The organism is Bradyrhizobium sp. SZCCHNPS1003 (assembly GCF_032381555.1).
In the GTDB taxonomy this organism is placed as follows: Bacteria; Pseudomonadota; Alphaproteobacteria; order Rhizobiales; family Xanthobacteraceae; genus Bradyrhizobium.
In genome coordinates this window covers 287649-308558 of sequence record NZ_JAUHIU010000009.1, presented here as the reverse complement: position 1 = coordinate 308558, position 20910 = coordinate 287649, and the positions used below count along the sequence as shown (strand labels likewise).

General features: G+C 63.7%; 17 protein-coding genes and 1 pseudogene. 8 read left to right on the top strand and 10 right to left on the bottom strand.

The annotated features are described in order from the left end of the window. Positions 1-93: 93 nt before the first annotated feature. The 6 genes and pseudogenes from QX126_RS17605 to QX126_RS17580 all read right to left on the bottom strand — a co-directional run bounded on the left by QX126_RS17605 (position 94) and on the right by QX126_RS17580 (position 7326). Positions 94-1416, bottom strand: a complete 1323-nt coding sequence (locus QX126_RS17605) for an NAD(P)/FAD-dependent oxidoreductase (protein ID WP_315782567.1) — start codon at positions 1414-1416, stop codon at positions 94-96. Positions 1417-1717: 301 nt separating this feature from the next. Continuing rightward, positions 1718-3046: a dicarboxylate/amino acid:cation symporter gene (locus QX126_RS17600; protein WP_315741096.1), complete on the bottom strand. Its 1329-nt coding sequence runs from the start codon at positions 3044-3046 to the stop codon at positions 1718-1720. 581 nt (positions 3047-3627) lie between these two features. Beyond that, positions 3628-3968: pseudogene (locus QX126_RS17595) on the bottom strand (methyl-accepting chemotaxis protein); the annotation flags it as partial. Between the two features lie 3 nt (positions 3969-3971). Continuing rightward, positions 3972-4985, bottom strand: coding sequence for a UDP-glucose 4-epimerase GalE (gene galE, locus QX126_RS17590; RefSeq protein ID WP_315782596.1), 1014 nt, complete (start codon positions 4983-4985; stop codon positions 3972-3974). A gap of 133 nt (positions 4986-5118) precedes the next feature. After that, complete coding sequence (locus QX126_RS17585) at positions 5119-6351, bottom strand: alpha/beta hydrolase (RefSeq protein WP_315782565.1); 1233 nt, start codon at positions 6349-6351, stop codon at positions 5119-5121. Positions 6352-6477: 126 nt separating this feature from the next. Beyond that, positions 6478-7326, bottom strand: coding sequence for an ABC transporter permease (locus QX126_RS17580; RefSeq protein ID WP_315776295.1), 849 nt, complete (start codon positions 7324-7326; stop codon positions 6478-6480). Between the two features lie 130 nt (positions 7327-7456). On the opposite strand from QX126_RS17580, the gene QX126_RS17575 reads away from it, so the two are divergent. Next, complete coding sequence (locus QX126_RS17575) at positions 7457-8857, top strand: hypothetical protein (protein WP_315782563.1); 1401 nt, start codon at positions 7457-7459, stop codon at positions 8855-8857. Here QX126_RS17575 and QX126_RS17570 read toward each other — a convergent pair. From QX126_RS17570 to QX126_RS17555, 4 genes are read right to left on the bottom strand one after another with little or no spacing between them, the layout of a single operon-like run. Beyond that, a complete protein-coding gene (locus QX126_RS17570; protein WP_315782561.1) occupies positions 8816-10828 on the bottom strand; it encodes a hypothetical protein in 2013 nt (670 codons plus the stop codon). The two genes, QX126_RS17575 and QX126_RS17570, sit on opposite strands and share 42 nt — an antisense overlap. Before the next feature lie 2 nt (positions 10829-10830). Continuing rightward, positions 10831-11721, bottom strand: a complete 891-nt coding sequence (locus QX126_RS17565; RefSeq protein WP_315782559.1) for a glycosyltransferase family 2 protein — start codon at positions 11719-11721, stop codon at positions 10831-10833. A 25-nt stretch (positions 11722-11746) separates the two neighbouring features. Beyond that, positions 11747-12625: a class I SAM-dependent methyltransferase gene (locus QX126_RS17560; RefSeq protein WP_315782557.1), complete on the bottom strand. Its 879-nt coding sequence runs from the start codon at positions 12623-12625 to the stop codon at positions 11747-11749. After that, positions 12622-14046, bottom strand: a complete 1425-nt coding sequence (locus QX126_RS17555; protein WP_315782555.1) for an ABC transporter ATP-binding protein — start codon at positions 14044-14046, stop codon at positions 12622-12624. Before QX126_RS17555 ends, QX126_RS17560 begins: the two co-directional genes overlap by 4 nt. Positions 14047-14203: 157 nt before the next feature. On the opposite strand from QX126_RS17555, the gene QX126_RS17550 reads away from it, so the two are divergent. From QX126_RS17550 to QX126_RS17520, 7 genes are read left to right on the top strand one after another with little or no spacing between them, the layout of a single operon-like run. Further along, a complete protein-coding gene (locus QX126_RS17550) occupies positions 14204-15343 on the top strand; it encodes a glycosyltransferase (protein ID WP_315782553.1) in 1140 nt (379 codons plus the stop codon). Next, positions 15340-16539, top strand: coding sequence for a hypothetical protein (locus tag QX126_RS17545; RefSeq protein WP_315782551.1), 1200 nt, complete (start codon positions 15340-15342; stop codon positions 16537-16539). The genes QX126_RS17550 and QX126_RS17545 overlap by 4 nt, the downstream gene beginning before the upstream one ends. A gap of 53 nt (positions 16540-16592) precedes the next feature. Further along, positions 16593-16874: an acyl carrier protein gene (locus tag QX126_RS17540; protein WP_315776286.1), complete on the top strand. Its 282-nt coding sequence runs from the start codon at positions 16593-16595 to the stop codon at positions 16872-16874. 1 nt (position 16875) lies between these two features. Continuing rightward, positions 16876-18090, top strand: a complete 1215-nt coding sequence (locus QX126_RS17535; protein WP_315717187.1) for a beta-ketoacyl-[acyl-carrier-protein] synthase family protein — start codon at positions 16876-16878, stop codon at positions 18088-18090. After that, a complete protein-coding gene (locus QX126_RS17530) occupies positions 17996-18946 on the top strand; it encodes a MaoC family dehydratase (protein WP_315782549.1) in 951 nt (316 codons plus the stop codon). Before QX126_RS17535 ends, QX126_RS17530 begins: the two co-directional genes overlap by 95 nt. 12 nt (positions 18947-18958) lie before the next feature. Further along, positions 18959-19753: an SDR family NAD(P)-dependent oxidoreductase gene (locus tag QX126_RS17525; RefSeq protein WP_315782547.1), complete on the top strand. Its 795-nt coding sequence runs from the start codon at positions 18959-18961 to the stop codon at positions 19751-19753. 12 nt (positions 19754-19765) lie between these two features. Further along, positions 19766-20899 (top strand): glycosyltransferase, encoded by a 1134-nt coding sequence (locus QX126_RS17520; RefSeq protein ID WP_315782545.1) that lies wholly within the window; start codon positions 19766-19768, stop codon positions 20897-20899. The last annotated feature ends 11 nt before the right edge of the window (positions 20900-20910 follow it).

Sequence of the window (20910 nt, the reverse complement as noted above, 5' to 3'; positions counted from 1 at the left end):
GGCTGCCGTATCCGTAATTGTGCTGCAAGTCTAAGGTCTTGCCGGGCAATAGGCGACAACAAAATCGGCCGGGCCGACGCCAAGGCGCCCTCGTCAGTGCAGCTTGACGTGCGGCTCGGTGCGGCGGGTGATCAGGCGCGCCAGCGTGTCCAGCGACACCTTCGCGAGCCCGTGCAGCGCGTATTCGTGCATCTTGTAGAGCGAGAGATACATCATCCGCGCGAACAGGCCTTCGAACACCAGATTGCCGCCGACCAGCGCGCCCATCATCGAGCCGACCGTGCTGAACTCGCCGAGCGACACCAGCGAGCCGAAATCGTGATAGCGGTAGTCCGCCAGCGGCTCGCCCCTGACGAAGCGCGGAATCTGCTTGTAGAGATGCGACGCCTGCTGATGCGCCGCCTGCGCCCGCGGCGGCACGTTGCCGCGCTCGCCCCAGGAGCAGGCCGAACAGTCGCCGATCGCGAAGACGCGCTCGTCGCGCGTGGTCTGCAGGGTCTGCCTGACCACGAGCTGGTTGATGCGGTTGGTCTCCAGGCCCGCAATGTCCTTCAGGAAGTCGGGCGCCTTGACGCCCGCGGCCCAGACGATCAGCTCGGCCGGGATGACACGGCCGTCGGCAAGGCTGACCTTGTCGGCGCCGACCTCGGCGACCTTGGCGCCAACCAGGACCTCGACGCCGAGCTTTGCGAGCAGCTTCTCGGTCTCGCGCGAGACCCGCTCGGGCAATGCCGGCAACACCCGGCCCGCGGCCTCGATCAGCGTGATCCTGATGTCCTTCTCGGCGTCGACCTGGTCGAGACCATAGGCCACCACCTCGCGCGTCGTGCGATGCAGCTCCGCGGCCAATTCGACGCCGGTCGCACCGGCGCCGATAATCGCGACCTTCAGCTGGTGCGGCGCGATCGGCGACGACTGCGAATGGACGCGGATGCAGGCGTTGACCATGCGCTCGTGGAAGCGCCTGGCGTCGCGCTGCGACTCCAGCTTGATGGCGTGATCGACCACGCCCGGCGTGCCGAAATCGTTGTTCTGGCTGCCGATGGAAATGACGAGCACGTCATAGGGGATGGTCCGCTGCGGCGTGACCTCGCGCCCCTCGGCGTCGAGGTAGGGCGCCACCAGCACCTCGCGCTTGTCGCGATCGAGGCCGATCATGTCGCCGATGCGGTAGTGAAAGCCGTGCCAATAGGCCTGGGCGAGATAGTCGACCTCGTGCGCGGAGATGTCCATGCTGCCGGCCGCGATCTCGTGCAGCTTCGGCTTCCAGACATGGGTACGGTTGCGCTCGACCAGCGTGACGTCGAGCTTGCCCTTGCCGCCGTATCTGTCTCCGAGCCGGGTCGCGAGCTCCAAGCCGCCGGCGCCACCGCCGACGATCACGATGCGAGGAACACCAGACTGCGCAACGGCCATCATCCAACCTCCCCGAGGGTGACCGCGGCGCGACGGAATGACTGCGATGTCACTCCGGTTGCGTCATCACTTCGGCACCACCGCCCCAGCCAGCGCGACCATGTTCACGATACGCCGTATCGTCGCGATGGTCAGACCATGCCGGCCTTGCGGCACCAGGCAGGATGCCTCCACGGTAAACCCCTGCCCGCCGCCACCTTAGCAGATTATCCGAGATGTTGGCGGCATCGCGATTGGGCAGGGCCGCGGCCGGCGCTACCGACGCTGGAATGCGACAGCAGCGCCCACCGCGACCGCAGGCCTATCCCGTGGTGACTGCGACTTCGACATCGGCGGGATCGATATCGCGATCGAGCGCGATGCGCAGCTTGTCGCGATCGAGCTCGCCTTCCCACCACGCCACGATCACGCAGGCGACGCCGTTGCCGCACAGATTGGTCAGTGCGCGGCACTCGCTCATGAACTTGTCGATGCCGAGCACGATCGCCATGCCCGGAACGAGCTCCGGCCGCACAGCCGCAAGCGTTCCGGCCAGGGTGATGAAGCCGGCGCCGGTGATGCCCGAGGCGCCCTTCGAGGTCAGCATCGCGACCAGCAGGATCGTGATCTGCTCGCCGAAGGAGAGGTGAACGTTCATCGCCTGCGCGATGAACAGCGTCGCCAGCGTCATGTAGATGTTGGTGCCGTCGAGATTGAACGAGTAGCCGGTCGGAACCACCAGGCCGACGACCGGCTTGGAACAGCCGAGCCGCTCCAGCTTCTCCATCATCTGCGGCAGCGCGCTCTCGGATGACGAGGTGCCGAGCACGATCAGCAGCTCGTCCTTGATGTATTTGAGGAACTTGAAGATCGAGAATCCGGCGATGCGGGCGATGATGCCGAGCACGATCACGACGAAAGCGAGTGACGTGAGATAGAAGGTCGCGATCAGGCCGGCGAGGTTGCCGAGCGCCTGCGGCCCGTAGCGACCGATGGTGAAGGCCATGGCGCCGAAGGCACCGATCGGAGCGGCCTTCACCACGAGGGCGATGACGCCGAAGATCGCGTGCGCGGCGTCGTCGATGAAGGCGCGCATCGTATGGCCGCGCTCACCGAGCGTCATCAGGGCGATGCCGAACAGGATCGAGAACAGCAGCACCTGCAGGATATCGCCCTGCGCGAACGCTCCGACCACCGTGTCCGGGATGATGTGAAGCACGAAGTCGACCGACTTCATCTCGCTCGCCTGCTTGGCGTAGTTGGCGACGGCGGCGGTGCCGGCGTTGCTCTGGCCCTGGAACCCTGCCCCCGGCTGAATGAAATTGCCGACGATGAGCCCGAGCGCAAGCGCGAAGGTCGAGACGATCTCGAAATAGATCAGCGCCTTGACGGCAACGCGCCCGACCTTCTTGACCTCGGAGACGTGCGCGATGCCCGACACGACGGTGCAGAAGATGACCGGCGCGATCACCATCTTGATCAGCTTGACGAAGCCGTCGCCCAGCGCCTTGATCCATTCGTTCTTGCCGAGCTCGGGCCAGAGCCAGCCGACGATGACACCGAGCACGATCGCGAACAGGACCTGCACATAGAGGACCCGGTAGAACGGCTTCTGCGGTGGCGCCGCGGCCGCTGTGGTGGTTGCAGACATCGTATCTTCTCTCCCTGATCTTACTCGGTCTATCTCTCTGGTCTGCCTATGACCCGCTTCCGCGCCGGCTCCATTGCATGCCGGAGCAACGTCATGCGTCCGGACGCGGGCCGGGCCGGGGGGCGGACCCGCGAAGCTGCGCAGGCGGAATCGCCTGTCGCCGGATCTCAGGTGAGGGATGGGCTGTGGGCTGGCATCCGGACGTCCCTCGCATCTGTTGTTCTGGAGCTGGCGCTCGTTTGGCGGCTCATTAAGCAGCAATCGTGCCAGCGGAGCGGCGCAGCATGGGGCGCCTGCATGTCCTTCAGTTTGCTACGATTTGTGAACCATCACGCGGCGGGCGGTCAAGGCACAGCGCGCGGTTTGTCTGGACTTCCGGAATTTTGCCGTCGCAGGCACCCGAAACATCGGACGTACCGGCGACATTGTCCCGCGGGCGATATCCAGCCCTGCCTGTCGGGCGCTCGACCTGGCTGGGGCGGGAGGGATCGAACCTCCGAATGGCGGGATCAAAAGCTACGGGCGTCCGCTGTAAATCAACGCCAATTCTGAATTTGGCGCAGATTCTAGTCCTAGTACCCGGCGGACAGAACCTGGGATGCGGCGGTTCCGGCGTCGACTGCGCCACGCTGCACATCCGCAATGTTGGCCGAGACCAGCTGCGTTCCCGCCGCCGCGTGCTGGACATTGCGCGAGATATCCTGCGTGACAGCGCCCTGCTGCTCCACGGCCGATGCGATCGTCGACGAAATCTCCTGCAGCTTCTCGATCGTGATGCCGATCTCGCGGACGGCACCGACCGATTGCTGGGGGGGGCGGACTGGATGCTCGAGAGCTGCTGGCCGATCTCGCCGGTGGGCCGCGTCGTTCGCGACTTTGACATGGCCGGCAGCCGGAAAGAAGGACGCACGGCGGCTCCCCTTGGTCAAAGCTCGCGGACCCGGCGAGGATGCGCCTTCGTATGCCATGCCCAGGCTGACCTGATGATCGTATGCAGGTCCGATCGCAATGGGCGGAACTGGAGATCGTCGTTGGCAGCTGTGGGGTCCGCCACCAACGTGGAGGGGTCACCGGGGCGACGATCCTTCATCGTTGTGGGCGGCGCAGAACCGGTTTCCCGCTCAATGGCGTGCAACACCTCTTTGACCGAATAACCCTTGCCGGTTCCGAGATTGAACGCTCGTCCGACAATTTTCCTTTCGTTTCTCATCAAGGCATGGATCGCCCTCACATGCGCATCTGCCAAATCGCTGACATGAATGTAGTCCCGGACTGCCGATCCATCGGGAGTATCGTAATCATCCCCGTAGACGGCGAACTCATCCAGGTGTCCCTGAATGACCATCAGCGCCCGCGGAATCAGATGAGTTTCGGGGTCCCGAAGTTCGCCGATGAGCCCGCAATCATCTGCCCCGCAAGCATTGAAATAGCGCAACCGAATCGCGTTGAACCCATATGAAGCCTCGAAGTCCCCGATGATCTGCTCGGCCATCCATTTCGATCTGCCGTATGGATTTACGGCATGCCCTGCTTGGGCTTCTCTGATGGGCATCAGAGGTACTTCGCCATAGACTGCGCCGGTGCTCGAAAAAACAATGTTGGAGCATCCGGCCTTGCGCATGGAGTCGAGCAGCGTCAGCGTGCCGACCACGTTGTTACGATAATAAATGTGAGGATGCGATACAGACTCACCCACCAGGCTCGATGCCGCCAAATGAATAACGGCCTGGATCTCAAACTCCCTTAGCGCTGCAACGAGGCTCCGTTCGTTCAGGATGTCCCCCGTAACAAGTGGTCCCCAGTTCACAAACGATCGATGGCCGATTGCAAGGTTGTCGTAGCAGACAGGCTCAAATCCAGCTTCCCTAACTGCCTTGCAACAATGTGACCCGATGTATCCGGCTCCGCCCGTAACAAGAATCCGCCGCCCAGCACCCATGCAAGAACTCGCTTTCTTCAGCCGCAACCTTCCCGCCCCGCAACCTCAACCAATGCGATCAAATATCGACAAGACACCTTTCGATCGATACCATGGGTTATCGTTGTGGTCGACCGGCTTGCTCGAGTCCCGCTCATTCGGGTGACGACCTCCAACGTGCTGCAGTCGTCGTAGCGATCCACTCAAGGCAACGATCCGGCCAGTTTGCGACCTCGCCGCCATGAATTCCGAGGCCAAAGCCATGGCCGCCGTGATCACAGATCATGGCCTCCACAGGCACGGTCGCCGCGCGCAGCGCCTCAAGATAGACGAAGCTATTCTCTGGCTTGGCGACGGTGTCGTCCCGAGCGTGAACGACAAATGTCGGACAGACGCCTGGCGTGACGGCCCGCTCAAACGAGTAACGTCCGGCCACGGCATCGGATGGAGACTTCCCGAGCAGGGCCTTGCGTGATCCAGCATGGGTAATGGCTCGATCCATTGAGATTACGGGGTAGACCAGGATGGCAAAGGCCGGCGATCCCGCCGACCGCGAGGCCCATGCCACCATATGCCCGCCGGCCGAGAAGCCCATGGCGCCGATCCGATCGGAGCGGATCCCCCACACCGTCGCATGGGCGCGCGTTACCCCCAGCGCTTCGTCGAGATCGGCCATCGGCAACGGCAGGGCGGTGTCCGCCCGATCCGATTGCGGCAACCGGTATTTCAGGACAAGGCCGGCGATGCCCCGCGCCGCCAGCCAGCGCGCGACGTCATGACCTTCCTTGTCGATGGTGACGCCGGCATAGCCGCCGCCCGGACAGATGACGATCGCCGTTCCGGTCGCGATCCGCCGCTCGGGGAGGAACACCGTCAAGGTCGGCCGGCCGACGACGCGCACCGACCGGTCGGGACGACTGACGCCACGCTCTTCGATCCGATCGGCCATCGCCGATCCGCCGTTCCTGGTGCCCAGCGCCAACTCGATCGGCAGCCGCCCGTCGCCCGTCGTCGTCCACGACGATCCCATCTGCAGGACCCCGCGCAGGACATGCTCGACGCCCTCGATGGCTGGCAGCGCCAACGTCTTGGCAGAAGATGTTTTGGCTGAAGACGCCGCTGCATCCAAGCCCACAGCGGCATAGCGGCCGCGAACCAGCCGCACGAGGCGCGCAATGCCGGGTTGGGGACTGTCCGTCACGACGGGAATGCCGAACAGGACGCCCAAAACGGCGCCCCAGTTCGCACCGCGCGACGACGGCGCGTAGAGAGCCGCGGGCCGACGGCTACGCAACTGCCAAGCCAGCCGCATCAGGCCGGAGAACCGCGTGACTCCGGCCGGCCAGAGTTCCGGCGCAAACCAAGTGGGATCGAAACCGTCGCGCAAGGTGGCGGCTCGCGCCAGCGATGCCGCGTCGGCATCGTCGAACAGAATTGCCAATCGGAACGGTGTGGGCGCCTTCATCGCCCCGGCCGAAGCGCACGTTGTGCTGTTCATCGCGTCCGCAGACCGTCAGACCACGTCGGCGAAGCCGCGCTTCGTGCGCATGAAGAAAGCATAGCCAGCGACAGCGACAACGACGCCAGCGGCGAACATCGCGCCCAGCCTCCCCCATTCCGGCGCAAGCCCCAGCACGGCGACCTTGCGCGCATCATCGACCAGCGCGGCAATCGGATTGAGATTGAACAACCATCGGAATTCCGGGGGGACACTGCTCAGCGAATAGAAGATCGCGCTGGCAAACATGAGCACTGTCAGCAACAATGGCACCATCGCGTTGAGATCCCTGACAAACACGCCGAGACTGGACAGCAGCCAGCTAAAGCCCAATGCAAAGCAGATCAACGGCGCGACCACGAGCGGAAGCAGCGTCGCCGTGGCCGGAACCGTACCGTGCGCCAGCAGGACGCCACAGAAGAATGGGACGAAGCTGACGATCATCTGCACGAGCGCGGCCGCCACGGCCGACAGCGACAGAATCTCCAGCGGGAAAACCACCTTGGTGACGAAGTTAGGTTTCGAGACGACCAGAGCGGGCGAGCGTCCGACCGCCTCGGCGAAGAAATCGAATAGGATCAGCCCGCAGAACATCGAGAGCACGAAGTCCAGCTTGCCCGCGCCACCGCCGAGTTGCGGCTGCAGGATGAAGCCGAAGACGACCACATAGACAGTCAGCATCCCCAGCGGCCGCAACAGCGACCAGACAACGCCCAGATACGAGCCGCGGTAGCGCGCCAGAATATCCCGCAAGGTAAACTGCCGAAGCAGCGTGCCGTGCGCGACCAGTCTGCGCACGATTTCCCACGGCAACAGCAGTTGCGGCCAGGAAAAATGATCTCGCGATTGCTGCACGGCCGCCATGTTACGTCGCCCCCGCTACGAAACCATAAGTATCAACAAGTTTGACAGTAGCGCCAAACGAGTGCAAGCAAATAGCTGAATTTCGCAAGCCGACAGCGACGATTCCGCATCCTTCTCAGGCACAGCGCTCATGACGACCGAGCATCAGGATCGCTTTCCGCCTTGGGCTCTGGCGCTCTTGACCTTCGTCGGATCAGCGCTGATCGCGTTGCCCTCGTTTCCCGGACGGATGAATGCCGATGCGCTCGACCTGTACGGCCAGGCACTCGGCGACCGCTTTCACGACTGGCACGCTCCTCTCGTGGCCTGGCTGTGGAGAACGATCGGCGCCTCTCCGGCCCTGGTCGCGGGGCATACCACGCTGATCGTCTTCGCGATCGTTTATGCGGTCGTCCTCACCTTACGCGCCAATGGCCTTTCGTCGCCGGCGGCGTTGCTGGCCGCGTTCGGATTCTCGTTGTTCCCCCCCGTACTCAACCACCTCGTTGCGGTCTCTAAGGACACCTGGGTGGCCGCGCTATTCGTCGCGACCTTCGCGATGTCCTCGGCGGCCGCGCCAACCAGGCTCGTCCATACGCGCGCAGCCCTGATTGCGCTGGCGCCATCGATACGCCCGGAGACCGTTCTCCTGCTGCCGCTGTTCATTTGGGGTGAGTACGTCCTGGCCGGACGAAAATTGCTCCCCGCCGTCCGCTTCGCCGGGGTCTTGCTCCTCACCGCCGCCGCGCTAGGCCTGTTCGTCGCAAAAGTCGTCAAGCCTGAAGCCCGGCATGCCGAGGGCGGGATCTTTCTGTTCGACCTCGCCGGCATTTCGATCCGGACCGATCAGCTCTTGCTGACTCCCGCGAGCTTTCCCGCCAACGATCTTGCTGTGCTGCAGCGGCACTACTGGAGCGACAGCCTGTCTCCGATCGCATGGGCGAATCCCGAAAGCGAAATGGTGCGGTTCGTCGTCGGCGACGACTTGGCAGAGCTGCGTCGCCGCTGGGAGAGCGCCGTTGTGGCCTATCCGCTCGCATATCTCGACACCCGTAGCGTCATCGTGCGCGAGTACCTGCGCGGGCATTGGACGTACCATCCCGGCATCGATTCAAATCCTCGTATTCACCTCTTTTGGCCGAAGGCGAACGGAATGGTGAATGCCTATCTCGATGCCGCGCCTCAATGGCTCTCCAGCCATTGGCTGCCGATGATCGGAGCCGTCGTCCTTCTGGCGGCCATAGTGCGGCTGAAGCTGCATCGGCGTCGACCGGAGTGGATGGTCTATCTGGCCGTGGCTATCGCCTATCAGGTCATGCTGCTTCCCCTCATCGTCGTGCCGGATTATCGGTTCGGATATGCGGGCGTGATCCTGTTCTTCCTGATCCTTGGGTTGACGTCGCGCGATCTCGCGCTGATGGAACGAGCGCGGACTGTGGGCGATGACCATGGGACCAAGGCGGAGGGCGTCGCCGGCGGGTTGGCCGCGCCGGCGTCGACGTCCGCGGGATTACCGGGTCAGAAGCCAATAAACCGCGCGCTGCACCGGTGAGCCGCGACGATTGCGGCCGGCGTGCCAATAATCGTGCCGGAGCACCCATCGGAACGACTGCGGTCGCGCCAGCATCCGCAGACTGTGCGGATAGGCCAGCAGTCGTCTTGCGTATACGGCACCGAATCCTTCTCCGTGCGGAATATCGCCGACATGACGCGCCTCGGCTTCGGTCGGATACTGCAGGAAGCGCTTCAATTGCGCCGCCGCCGCGTCCTTGGACAAGGCGAGGTCCGGAAACCGGACCTTCAGCGCCAGATAGTCGTCGACGAATTGCATCGCCCCTTGTTGCATGCGCACGATACTCTCGACCCTGTAGGGCTCGAGATCGGTGGACGCCCTAACGGGAAAATAGTTGCCGTCGGCGTCGCGCTCCATACGAACGATCGTGCCCTCCGTCGCCGAAAACAACAATTCGACGACTTCGACCCCCTCCCAGATCAAGCGCCGGTAGTCGTCCGGTTCGCCCCGCCGGAAAAGATAGGCGTCGTGGGGATATTTCTCGTCGGGCAGAACGATCTCGTGCGCGAACCCATATGTGCCGAGGTAGAGTCCGGTAATCTCCGGGCAATCCCTCCTCTCGCGCAGCATATCGGTGATCGACCGCTGCATCGTACCATGCCACCCGACGTCGATCAGGCCAACGCGGCGGCCCCCCACCAGACCGGAAGCGCTCAAATAGTCCAGCAGAACCTCACGTTCCTCGCGCGCGTTCTCGCAGATCGGTCCTGCAAGCCCGAGGAACAATTGCCGCAGGCGTCCATAGTCCGCTTCCGTCTTGACCTCGTGGTCGGGGCCGCTAAATCCAGCCGCACCGAAAGCTCCCTGATGTTTGCGCCAGTCGACGCCAGCGCGCTCGATGAATTGCGCTGCTGTAAGCACCGATGTCCCGCCCGACAGAAACCGGATGACATCCTCATTGAGGTCCTTGATCGCCGCCACGTTAAGCGCACGCCTCGAACCATAAAGATAGTGAGTCTCTTTGACCGCTCCATCCGTCGCGGCGGCCAGCTTGTCATAGACCTGCTGCATAACGAGCCCTTCACGGGCCAGGAAATACAGGGCGTCCAACTGGCGCGCCTTAGCCTGCTCAATCAACCATTCCGTGAAGCCGACAAACAGCGGACCGGCCGTTACATAGCCGAAATCCTCCCAAAAGCTCTCCTCGCGCGAGACCGGCACGGCGTTCCGCCTTGCATGAGTGATCCGGTTGGCGATCAGCCCCTGCGCGACCGACCTTGCCGCAGATGCAGGCTCCGATGTCTTCCACACCTTCGAGGCGCGATGAGAGCTCATATACGCGTCCATGCAGCGCCGGTAATGCCAGGTCGACATTCCATGCTTCCGTCCCATCTCGATATCCGCGCGGACATTGTCGCCGATGTGGAGCCAGCGCTGACCTTCACCGGGCAGGCGCGCTCGCGCTTCGGCATGGAGCTCGCCGGTTGACTTCGTCTTCTTCGAGACCGACGAAACCAGCAAGGCTTCATGGCCGTCGTAGCCGGCATTCCGCAGCAGATCGGCGATCACGTGCTCCGGAAGGTACGAATCGGAGATGAAGGCGATTCGCTTGCCGCGATCGCGGCACCAGCGATAGGCATCATGAATGAACGGATTGCGCCGGCAGACGTCGAGCTCCGCCTCGATCTCCATTTGAGCAACAGCCTTAGATAACTCCGAATCGATAGCCAGGGTCTCGGAAAGGGTGCCGTAGATTTCGTCCAACGTGACTTCCCGGGCACGATGGCTTTGCCAGGCACGTTCGCGCGCCAACCGCTCCGCATCGCGCCGCGCCGCCGCGAACTGTATTGAATCTGCGCCGAGCCTGCGGCGCACTGCCGGCTCCATCAACAGAAAGAGATCATCGGGCTCCGCCAACGCGCGAAGAATCGACGTATCGAAGACGTCGAATGAAACGACGTCGGCGTCATCAAGTCTGGATTGGAGTTCCGCGTCCATGTAGCTTTGCATGCTCAATCGAATTTTCTTCGGCGAAAGACGCGATGAAGAAAGCCCTTGTCCTGGCGCCGCTTTCGAAGCCACGCCTCCAATAGAAACATCTGCCACGAAATATTGGCCAGGGTGCCGATCCCGGTGCGGCCGCTATTCAGTTCCTGACGAAGCCATTCGTTGCGGAGGAAGACGCTGTAGTTCTCATGCTGGTGGCTCTGATCGACGACCGAATTGCTGTATTCGACCGCGCCTGCCGGCAAACGATGGTGATAATAGGCCAGGCATTCGCACAGCACTCCGATCTCGAAGGATTGCAGGAATCGGACATTGAATTCCCAGTCACCCAGAACTGGAAGATCCTCCCGGAACGGGCCGATCTTCACCAGCGCATCTCTCCTGAACAGGAACGAGATCGGCGGGAACATGTTTTGCGCCAGCATGCGAAACAAATGCACCCCCTTCACCCAGGAATTGAAATCATGTCGTTGCACGGTCTCGATCCGGTCCTCCTTTATGGATTCGACGACTCTCTCCGTGTGGGTGATCACGCCGGCCAGTTTCGGAAACGTCGCATTCGCCTCCATATAGGCCACGGTCTTACTGAGGAAGTCCGGTCGCCATGCGTCATCATCGTCGTGAATAACGATATAGCGGCTGGATGACGCTTCAACGCCTTGATTTGACGCGGCTTCCATGCCGCGCGATGTATTATTGTGGATGACGTGGCAACGACCTGCATAGCGGCCCGTGCGCTGGGCGATCAGTCCGTCGACCGTGGCAGGATCGCCGCCGTCGTTGACCACGACGTGAATCCAATTCTCGAAGCTCTGGTCCAGCACGCTGTCCAGGGCGCGCGGCAACAGCAACGGACGGTTCCTGGTCCGCGTGATCACCGCAACAGTGTCATCCATCTGCCGATATCCCCAATCCATCTCGTCAATCACCGTCGGAGCGACGAACGAGGCCGATCGCGCGCAACCAGCCAGAAGGCTGCCGTCTTTCCAGCTCGCCGACGCGCTGTTTGAATCTCTCGCTTTCCTGCCACCAGCGGTCGGTCTGCTCCCTCTGCCATTGCAAGTCGATGGCGGCGCGGTAGCGCTCGACGAGCCATTCGCCGCGGTAGAGATAGCCGCGGATCTTGTCCGGCACGCCTTCCGCGAGCCCGGCGCGGTACCAGCGTTCGCCCTTGGGAAAGAGGATGCCGAGCCCCCACCGGTTCAGGAATTCGAGGTGCGGATGGCGCTGCTTGATCTCTGCCCAGAAACGGGCGGACTCGTAGCCCGATGACGGCGCGATATCGTGCATCAGGACGATTCCGTCCGGGGCAAGCTTTGGCAACCAGGTGGTGAAATCGCTGCGAACCGCATCATAGGTGTGCAGGCCGTCGATATGCAGCAGATCGATCGAATCGTCGTCGAACGCTTCCGTCGCCTGATCAAAGCGGGCGCGATACAGCACAAAGCGATCATCGGCGAACGAGCCAGCCATCGTCTTCGCTGCCGTCTCGTACACTTCGCCGCCGTAGTGGCCGCAGTGCTCGTCGCCTTCCCACGTATCGATGCCGACGACCCGGCTCGGCAGATCGCGATCTTTGACCGCCTGGCAGAAGGCAAAATAGGAGCAGCCGTAGTGAACGCCGAGTTCGACGATCAGGCGCGGCCGCGAAAAGCCGACCAGATCATAGGCGAAGTCGCGGTGCCCCTGCCAGGGGGATATCGCGAGCTGCGGGTTCAGGACATCCGACTCGTAAGCTGGTTCGCTGACGACCCAGGCTGGTTGCTGCGACAAGTCGGCGGAATGCTCGGGCTCGATCATACGCCACACCGGATTGATGGAGGCGCTGCCGAACCGGGGGCTGGCCAGGCCGTGGAACCGCCAAGCGGCACGATGTCGAGCTTCGTTATCGGGTTGTTGAAGATGCCGTGGATCGCCCGACCAGGACTGATGGCGTTGAGCTTGACGACGTTATGAGCCCAGCATTGGACGACGTGCCGCAGCGGATCCGTCCCCTCGCCAATGCCGACCGTAAGGGTGTAGTCGCCCGGCTGGATTTCCGGCCAGACAAATTCGAGCCGCACCAGGTGTTCGCCGGGATCGAGTGCGACGACGCCGCGAGCGAGGCTACAACTGTTCTCGCCGCAGATTTGATTGCCGTGACGGTCGCTGAGCAGATAGCCGACGATCACGTGCGTCTTCGTTGCGGCGCACCCCAGCAACAGGTCGACGCTGATCCGGTCCCCCGCCTGAACCATACCGGCCGGAGCAAGATCAGGTTTGGTGACGGCGACCCGCCTGATCAGAACGTCCCCCGCCCCGCTCAATTGCGACGATTTGAGATCAATCCATGGCAGCCGCTCGAACCTGTTCGCGTCCATGTCCGCGCCCGGCGCGGAGCGTCTGCCCAGCGCTGCGGAGCCGGCGTCCGCCACGGAACGGTCGCGTCCGTCGGAGACGCGGTGCGACATCCTGATGTAGAAATCGACTGCATCCCTGGAGCTTCCGGCGAAGACGATTTCGCCGCGGTCGAGCACATAGGCGTATTCGGTCACGCTGCGGATCGCCTGGAGGTCGTGCGTGACGAAGACCTTGGTGACATCGGCCATCGCCTCCCTCATGTGGCGGATGCATTTCTGCTGGAAGAAGATGTCGCCGACGCTCAGCGCCTCATCAACCAGCAGCACCTCCGGCTTGAGACAGGCGGAGGTGGCGAACGCCAGACGGACGGTCATGCCGCTGGAATAGGTCTTGGTCGGTTGGTCGATGAAGTCGCCGATGTCCGCAAACGCGGCGATTTCGTCGAATTTCGCGTCGGTTTGCCGCCGGCTCATACCGCGGATGGCCGCATTCAGATAGACATTCTCACGCCCCGAAAAGTCCGGATCGAAGCCGCTGCCAAGCTCGAGCATGGCGGCAATGCTGCCGACGACGGCGATCTCGCCCTGGCTCGGCGTCAGCGTCCCAGCGAGCAGCTGCAAGAGCGTGCTCTTGCCTGAACCATTGCGGCCGATGATGCCGACACTGGCGCCGCGCCGCACCTCGAGCGAGACGTCATGCAGGGCGTAGTAGTTGCGCACGGCGCCATGCGACAATCGCTCGCAGGTGTCTCGCACCGCGGCCGGCAGGAACGGCAGTTGGCCAAGCCGCCCGAGCATCGGCCCATGTAGGCGCGCCGCCGGCGACGACCAGACCGTATAGGCTTTGGAGACGTTCTCGACTTTGATGGCGAGTGATGGCATCTGCGCAGACTGCGGACGAAGGCCATGCCATCAAACATCAACGAGCAGGCCCTGGCAATTGCAACCTTGAAGATGTCCGATATCTATCAATCCGGGGCGAAGAACGGTAGAGAAGAACGACGGAATCGTTGAATACAATTCGTACCGGTATTCTTTCTTGATCTGGGACAACACATTGCCCCGCTGGGCGCCGCTTCTGCCGGCCAAGCTTCGCTTCCGGCACATGCTGGCGGCGCATCACGGCGGACGGACAACGGGCCGGTTCGTACCTGTCCCGGAGGAACCGCCGCCCGACCCGCGCCGCGCGCCACTCCGCATTCACTTCTGGACACCCAATCCATGGCCCAGCACCGCCATCCATGTCGATCGGGTCGTACCGGAGTTGCGCCGTCAAGTCGCAGCTCTCGGTCTGCCTTGGCAGATCGATGCCGGAGGCCTCCCCACAGCGCCGGTGGATTGGCTGCTCTGCCTCAAGGCGGTCCCGCCGCGTGGCCTGTGCTCACCGCATCGTACCGTCCTGCTGCAGCCCGACGACGCGGATCGGGTCTGGGCGAATCTCGACCGCTTCGCTCATGTCGTCTCGGTTTCCTCTCCGGTATTCGCATCGTTCTTAGGGACTGCCCATTCCCGCACCTGGTTCATCGAGGAGACCGAAACGGTCGATCTCATCGAAAGCGGCGGCGCCGCGCTCGACGCTGCGGCACCCTCGCAACGACCGCCACTCTTGTTGTGGCATGGTACGCGGGAAAGCCTCGATGGTCTCGTCGCCCTGAAGGACGCGCTCGCTTCGCTCGGCCGCGACACCGATGCCGAACTGGTCATCCTCACGAACCTTCCGGAGCGGAGCGAACAGTGGGGTGCTCTGCCAGTCCGCTACGCCGCCTGGTCGCCCAAAGCGCTGTGCGCGCTGGCAGCCCAGGCCCGGCTGGGCATCGTCCCGGCGCGGCCGTCAGTTCCCGATTCCTATCTCAAGTCTGCCGGCCGCATGCGTGGCCTGTTCGCCCGGGGATGTCCGGCCATCGGCGACGCCCGGTCGCCGGATGTTGTCGCCTTCAGCGAGATCTGCGGCATGCCGTCGGCGCAGACCGCGGATCAATGGCGCGACGCGATTCGGCAGATCTGGAACGATGATGTGCGGCTGGATCGCATTGCGCGTCAGGGACATGCCCAGATGCGCGCGCATTACAATACGGCTCGAACCGCGGCCCAGTGGCTTTGGTTCCTCGGCGGTGGGGCCGAAGGGCCCGACCGCCACGGCAGCCCCCATCCCGCTGCCTTGCCCCGAGACCGCACATGACCGCAACCGGCGAGAACGGCCGCTCCTCTTCTGCGGTGGTGCATCGCCGCACGACCTCGTCGCCGCTGACGATCGAGCAGGTCCACACCCGCGCGCAACTACACGATTTCATCGTCCTGCCGCGAGTGATCTACAACGGGATGCCGGGTTTCGTCGCTCCGCTCGACTACGAACGGCGGCAGATGCTTGATCCCCGGCACAACTCATTCTTCACGCATGGGCAGGCAGCCTATTGGATCGCCATGCGGAATGGTCGGCCGCAGGGACGCATCTCGGCCCAGATCGATCACGCTGCCACCGGGCCGGAAGCGGCCGACATCGGACTGTTCGGGTGTCTCGACGCGATCGACGACGGCGACGTCGTCAACGCGCTGTTCGTGGCCGCGGAGGCTTGGCTGCGTCAGCAGCGGCGCAAGGTGGCTCGGGGACCGTTCCTGCTGTCGATCAATGGCGAATCTGGCCTCCTCCTGGAAGGGCAACAGGAGCCGCCGATGACGCTGTTCCCATGGCATCCCGGCTATCTCGATGGTCGCGTTCGCGACGCCGGATACGCGCTCGTCCGAGAGTTGCTCTGCTTCGAGTACAATAGAATGGACGTCGGCACCGAGGGGCGTTTCGAACGATTCTCCTCCATGCGACGTCACGCCGGCATCACCACGCGCGACATTCATCTCGACGCCCTCGACGCCGACATGGAGCTGGCGAGGCAGATCTTCAACGATGGTTGGCAGGACAATTGGGGCTTCACCCCGACCACGCAGTCCGATGTGCGTGCACTGACGGCCCAATTCAAGCCGATGCTGTTTTCGGACGCTGGATTCTTCATCGAGGTCGATGGCGAGCCCGCAGCATTCATGCTGGCGATTCCCAACTTGTTCGATGTCGCCGCCGGGCTCGGGCCTGTCCCGAGCCTCGTCGGCTGGCTCAAGCTGTTCATCCGCATCAAACGCGCGAAGTACCGTTCCTTCAGAATTGTCCTGCTCGGCATGGCCTCGAAATACCGCAGCAGCGCTCTCCGCGCAGCGATTGCGGCCGTCATGGTCGAGGAACTCTGGAAGCGCGGATCGACGCTGGGCATCGACCGGGCAATAGCGGGGTGGGTTCTCGACAACAACCCCCTGGCGCAATCCCTGACGCGGATCGGATTGCGACAGTCCCACACCTATGGAGTCTACGAGAAGAGCATTGTAGACTGACTTGAAGTTGCCGTAACTAGGCAGCGCAACTTGGCACGCAATCGGAGGCACGATTGACCCAATCGAATGTGGAAAAGGCCGCTCTTGCCGCCTCCCTGGCCGACCAGATCCTTGAAGTCATTGTCAGCGAAGGGAAGATCGACCCGGCCAAGACGACCCCCGATGCGACGCTGGAGAGTCTCGAGATCCAATCCATCGACGTCGTCATGATCCTGATGGCGATCGAGGAGAAGTTCGGCGTCTATGTGCCGATCGACGGCGGCATCGCTGACGTCAAGGACCTGAGCGGATTCGTGCAACAGATCGAAGCCCGCATTCTGGTGGAGCGCAGCTGACGTGTCGCGCCCTCGCGTCGTCGTCACTGGCATGGGCGCGGCTTGCGCGACCGGCAAGGGCATTGACGCCCTCTGGCGCGCAGCCCGCGACGGACAAAGCGCCGTGGGACCGCTCGAGTTCGAGCGGCCGGGCTCGAACCAGATCAAGCTCGCAGCGCAGATCAAATCCTTCGCCCCGGAGAGCTATGTCGAGGCCAAGGTTCTGCCGTTCTGCGACCGATACGCGCAGCTTGCCATCGTCGCTGCGGACGAAGCCCTGTCCCAGGCAGGCCTTGCGCGCGAGGAGCGCCAGGGGCCGACGACCGCCGTGATTCTCGGAACCGGCGTCGGCGGCATCACCACCATCGACGAGCAGTGCTACAGCGCCTACGCGACGAAGTCCCGTCTCAATCCGCTGGCCATTCCGCGCATCATGAGCAGCGCCGCCACCTCGCACCTGAGCATACGCTACGGCTGCACTGGCCCGACCTTCACCATCACGAGCGCCTGCGCCTCGTCGGCCCAGGCGATCGGAGTAGGTACCTCGCTGGTCCGGTCCGGCGCGGTGGAGCGGGCGATCGTTGGCGGCAGCGAATCGTCGATGACCGCGCTGAATATCCGCACCTGGGAATTGCTGCGAGTGCTGACCCCGGATGCCTGTCGGCCCTTCTCCACCGGCCGCAACGGCATGGTGCTCGGCGAGGGCGCCGCCATCATGGTGATCGAAAAACTCGAGACCGCGCGCCGACGCAACGTCGAACCGCTGGCCGAGATCGTCGGCTATGGCACGTCGAGCGATGCTTTCGACATCGTTCGTCCCGACCCCAATGGCGCTCGGTCCGCGATCGAACAGGCGATCGCCGACGCCGGGCTGACGCCCGGCGATATCGACTATGTCAACGCCCATGGCACCGGCACCGTCGCCAACGATATCGCCGAGGCCGAGGCGCTGCAGCGCGTGTTCAGCGACCGGCTGCCCCGCCTCGCAGTGTCGTCCACGAAGCCGATCCACGGCCACGCACTGGGCGCCGGCGGGGCGATCGAACTGGCGATCACCATCATGGCGATGCGCGACAACATTGCGCCGCCGACCATCAACTGGCTCGGTGCCGATGCGAAATGCGGCATCGACCCGGTCGCCAATGCGGCGCGCGCAATGCCGATCCGCGTCGCCATCTCGAACTCCTTCGCCTTCGGAGGCGTCAACGCATGCCTCGCTGTCGCGCGGGCGGATTGACCCTGAGGGATCTGATGTGAGCGGGCCGGACAGCGCGCAGGATCAGGTCAGCATCGGTCCGATTGCGGTCCGGGCTGACAGGGCGGACGTCGCTGCCTTCGTGTCCGCGCTGGGGCTGCAGCGCGGCTTCGGCCCCGTACCGTTTGCGTTTCCGATCCGCTGGCTCAGCCTTCCCGCAATCCGACCAACCGTGATCGGCAGGCTCGGGCTCACCGATGAAATCGTCGTGCAGCAATCGCAGACCTTCACCTATCATGAAGGCCTCGGCCCCGATCGCGACTACGGCTTCGCAGTCGAAGCCCGTCGCGAGCGGACCCCAACGGACCGGACGCTCTTGCGCGGGACCGTGTGCGATTCCGAAGGGCGGATCGTCGCAACGCTCGACACGCTGTTGCGCACGTTTCGTCCCGACGCAGCACGCGACGCCGCACTCCGCTCGCGCCCGATGCCGGACTCGAGCTTTCCGGTGATCGAGACCGGGCCGATCGACATCGCGCAGACCGAGAGCTACGCGGCGGCATCGCTCGACGACAATCCGCTCCACAGCGATCCCGCGACGGCTCGCGCCGCGGGTCTCGACGGCCTGATAATCCACGGCATGCTGGCGATGGGGCAGATCGAAGGCGCGCTCCGCGACTGGATACCGGCACTGCGGATCAATCGCATCCATGGCAATTTCCTGTTGCCCGTTCCAGTTGGCAGCCGCCTCCTCTTCTCCGGTCGTGTTGTCAAGCGAATGCCATCGGACGTGCCGAGTAGCGGTCGCGCCGAGCAGTTGATCCTGCGCGTCATCGTCTCGACCGATGCGGGGTACGCAGCATGCGTCGCTGAAATCGCGGCGCGCCACGACGGCTGAGGATCGCACATCATGTCCGCTCCCAGCTCGATCGTCATCACCGGAGCCAGCAGCGGCATCGGCCGCGCGCTCGCGATGAACTATGCCGCGCCGGGGATCCACATGGCGCTGTCCGGTCGGGACGAGGGCCGCCTGGAAGAAACGGCAACACAATGCCGGGCCAAAGGCGCAGCCGTCACGACCGCATCAATCGATGTCCGGGATCGCGATCGAATGGCGGGATGGATCCGCGCCATCGACGACGCCGCCCCGATCGGGCTCGCGATCGCCGGCGCCGGGGTCACCGCTGGGCTCGGCATCGGCCGGCTGCGGGAAGATCCGGCCGTCGTGCGCAACGTGATCGCAATCAACCTGATCGGCGCCATCAACACCATCGATCCCCTGGCGGAGCGGATGTGCATGCGCGGGCGCGGGACGATCGCCGTCATCGGGTCGATCGGCGCCTTGCGCGGCCTGCCCTCCTGTCCCGCATACAGCGCCAGCAAGGCCGGCCTTCACGCCTATGCCGAGTCGCTTCGTCCTACTCTTGCCGCCCAGGGCGTCACCATCAGCACCGTTGCGCCTGGATTCGTCGACACGGCGCTCAACCGCGACACCGTCTGTCCGAAGCCCCTCATCATGAGTGCCGACCGTGCAGCCGCCATCATACGGCGGCGGCTGGAGCGCGGCGATGCGGTCATCGCATTCCCCCGCCTGCTGGCCTTCGGTCTGCATTTGACCCGCCTGTTGCCGCGGCGCTTGACCGACCTTGCGTTCGCCGCAGTCCATGTCGACGTGCCCGAGCGCACCGAACTCTACAACGAGTGACAGGCGCCGGAGATGGACGCGCTCCCGATGCTCTCAGTCGCCGCAGCGGCATGGTGGGCGATCTCCTGCGCTCTTCGCATCACGACCATCTCTGCCGCATTGGCGCACCCTCGCTTACGGCACAGGTTGGCTACGCGACATGATCGACCGCCGGTCTCGATCGTGATCCCAATCCGCCGGCTGGAGTTCGAAGCCGAAGCGGCCTTCACGTCCGCCTTCGCGCAAGTCTATCCGCAAAGCGAGATTCTGGTCGCCGCCGCGGAAGACCACTCGCCGATGATCGAGATCGCCCGGCAGGTCGCTGCGCAATTCCCGGCGGTCGGCGCGCGGATCCTGACCGGAAACGAGCGCATCACTCCGAACCCGAAAGTCAGCAATCTCGCGCCGGCCATCGCAGCGGCGCAGCACGACCTGATCCTGATCAAGGATTCGAACATTCTCCTGAGCCCCGACCAACTCGCCGATCTGATGACGAACCTGACCGCCGGCGTCGGCCTCGTCTGCGCGATCCCGGTTGCCGTCGCCCCGACCGGATTCGCCGCCGAACTCGAGCGAGCATTCCTCAATGGGCAGGCCGCTCCGCTGACGCTGGCACTGTCCGCCGCCGGCGCAAACGTCGGCTTCGGCAAGGTCATGCTGTTCGACCGGCGAGATCTGGCGCGGGCGGGCGGCATCGGATTGATGGCTTCGGCCTTCGGCGACGATCACGCGCTGTCGCAAGGGCTGGCACGCCTCGGCCTGCGAACGGTGTTCGCCGCCAAGGAGATCCGTCAGCCGATCGGCCGGCGGCCGTTCAGCGAAGTCTGGGACCGCCACCAGCGCTGGATGGTCATTCGTCGAATCCAGGCGTCGCTGGCCTTCTGCGCCGAACCGCTGGTCAGCGGCGCTTTCACGGCCCTGTGCGGTGCCGTGGGCGCTGCAGCCTTCGGAATGCCATGGTGGCTGATGGCGGGCGCGACCCTGCTCGGCTGGGTCTTGCTCGACGTCACCTTCTTCGCGGCCAAAGGCTGGGGCTGGTCCTGGATGTCCCCACTCTCTGGATTGTGCCGGGAAGTCCTGCTTCCCGTGATGTGGCTGAAGGCGCTGCTCGACCGCCGCGTGACCTGGGCCGGACTGCCGTTCGACGTTCCCGCCAAGACCACCTGACTAGACCACCT

What these genes read in the sequence shown, in the direction of transcription:
- QX126_RS17545 (WP_315782551.1), top strand. Translation starts at nt 15,340, where the DNA reads ATGACCGCAACCGGCGAGAACGGCCGCTCCTCTTCTGCGGTGGTGCAT.
- QX126_RS17520 (WP_315782545.1), top strand. Translation starts at nt 19,766, where the DNA reads ATGGACGCGCTCCCGATGCTCTCAGTCGCCGCAGCGGCATGGTGGGCG.
- QX126_RS17575 (WP_315782563.1), top strand. Translation starts at nt 7,457, where the DNA reads ATGACGACCGAGCATCAGGATCGCTTTCCGCCTTGGGCTCTGGCGCTC.
- galE (WP_315782596.1), bottom strand. Translation starts at nt 4,985, where the DNA reads ATGGGTGCTGGGCGGCGGATTCTTGTTACGGGCGGAGCCGGATACATC.
- QX126_RS17580 (WP_315776295.1), bottom strand. Translation starts at nt 7,326, where the DNA reads ATGGCGGCCGTGCAGCAATCGCGAGATCATTTTTCCTGGCCGCAACTG.
- QX126_RS17565 (WP_315782559.1), bottom strand. Translation starts at nt 11,721, where the DNA reads ATGGATGACACTGTTGCGGTGATCACGCGGACCAGGAACCGTCCGTTG.
- QX126_RS17530 (WP_315782549.1), top strand. Translation starts at nt 17,996, where the DNA reads ATGCGGCGCGCGCAATGCCGATCCGCGTCGCCATCTCGAACTCCTTCG.
- QX126_RS17525 (WP_315782547.1), top strand. Translation starts at nt 18,959, where the DNA reads ATGTCCGCTCCCAGCTCGATCGTCATCACCGGAGCCAGCAGCGGCATC.
- QX126_RS17560 (WP_315782557.1), bottom strand. Translation starts at nt 12,625, where the DNA reads ATGATCGAGCCCGAGCATTCCGCCGACTTGTCGCAGCAACCAGCCTGG.
- QX126_RS17600 (WP_315741096.1), bottom strand. Translation starts at nt 3,046, where the DNA reads ATGTCTGCAACCACCACAGCGGCCGCGGCGCCACCGCAGAAGCCGTTC.
- QX126_RS17570 (WP_315782561.1), bottom strand. Translation starts at nt 10,828, where the DNA reads ATGCAAAGCTACATGGACGCGGAACTCCAATCCAGACTTGATGACGCC.
- QX126_RS17605 (WP_315782567.1), bottom strand. Translation starts at nt 1,416, where the DNA reads ATGGCCGTTGCGCAGTCTGGTGTTCCTCGCATCGTGATCGTCGGCGGT.
- QX126_RS17555 (WP_315782555.1), bottom strand. Translation starts at nt 14,046, where the DNA reads ATGCCATCACTCGCCATCAAAGTCGAGAACGTCTCCAAAGCCTATACG.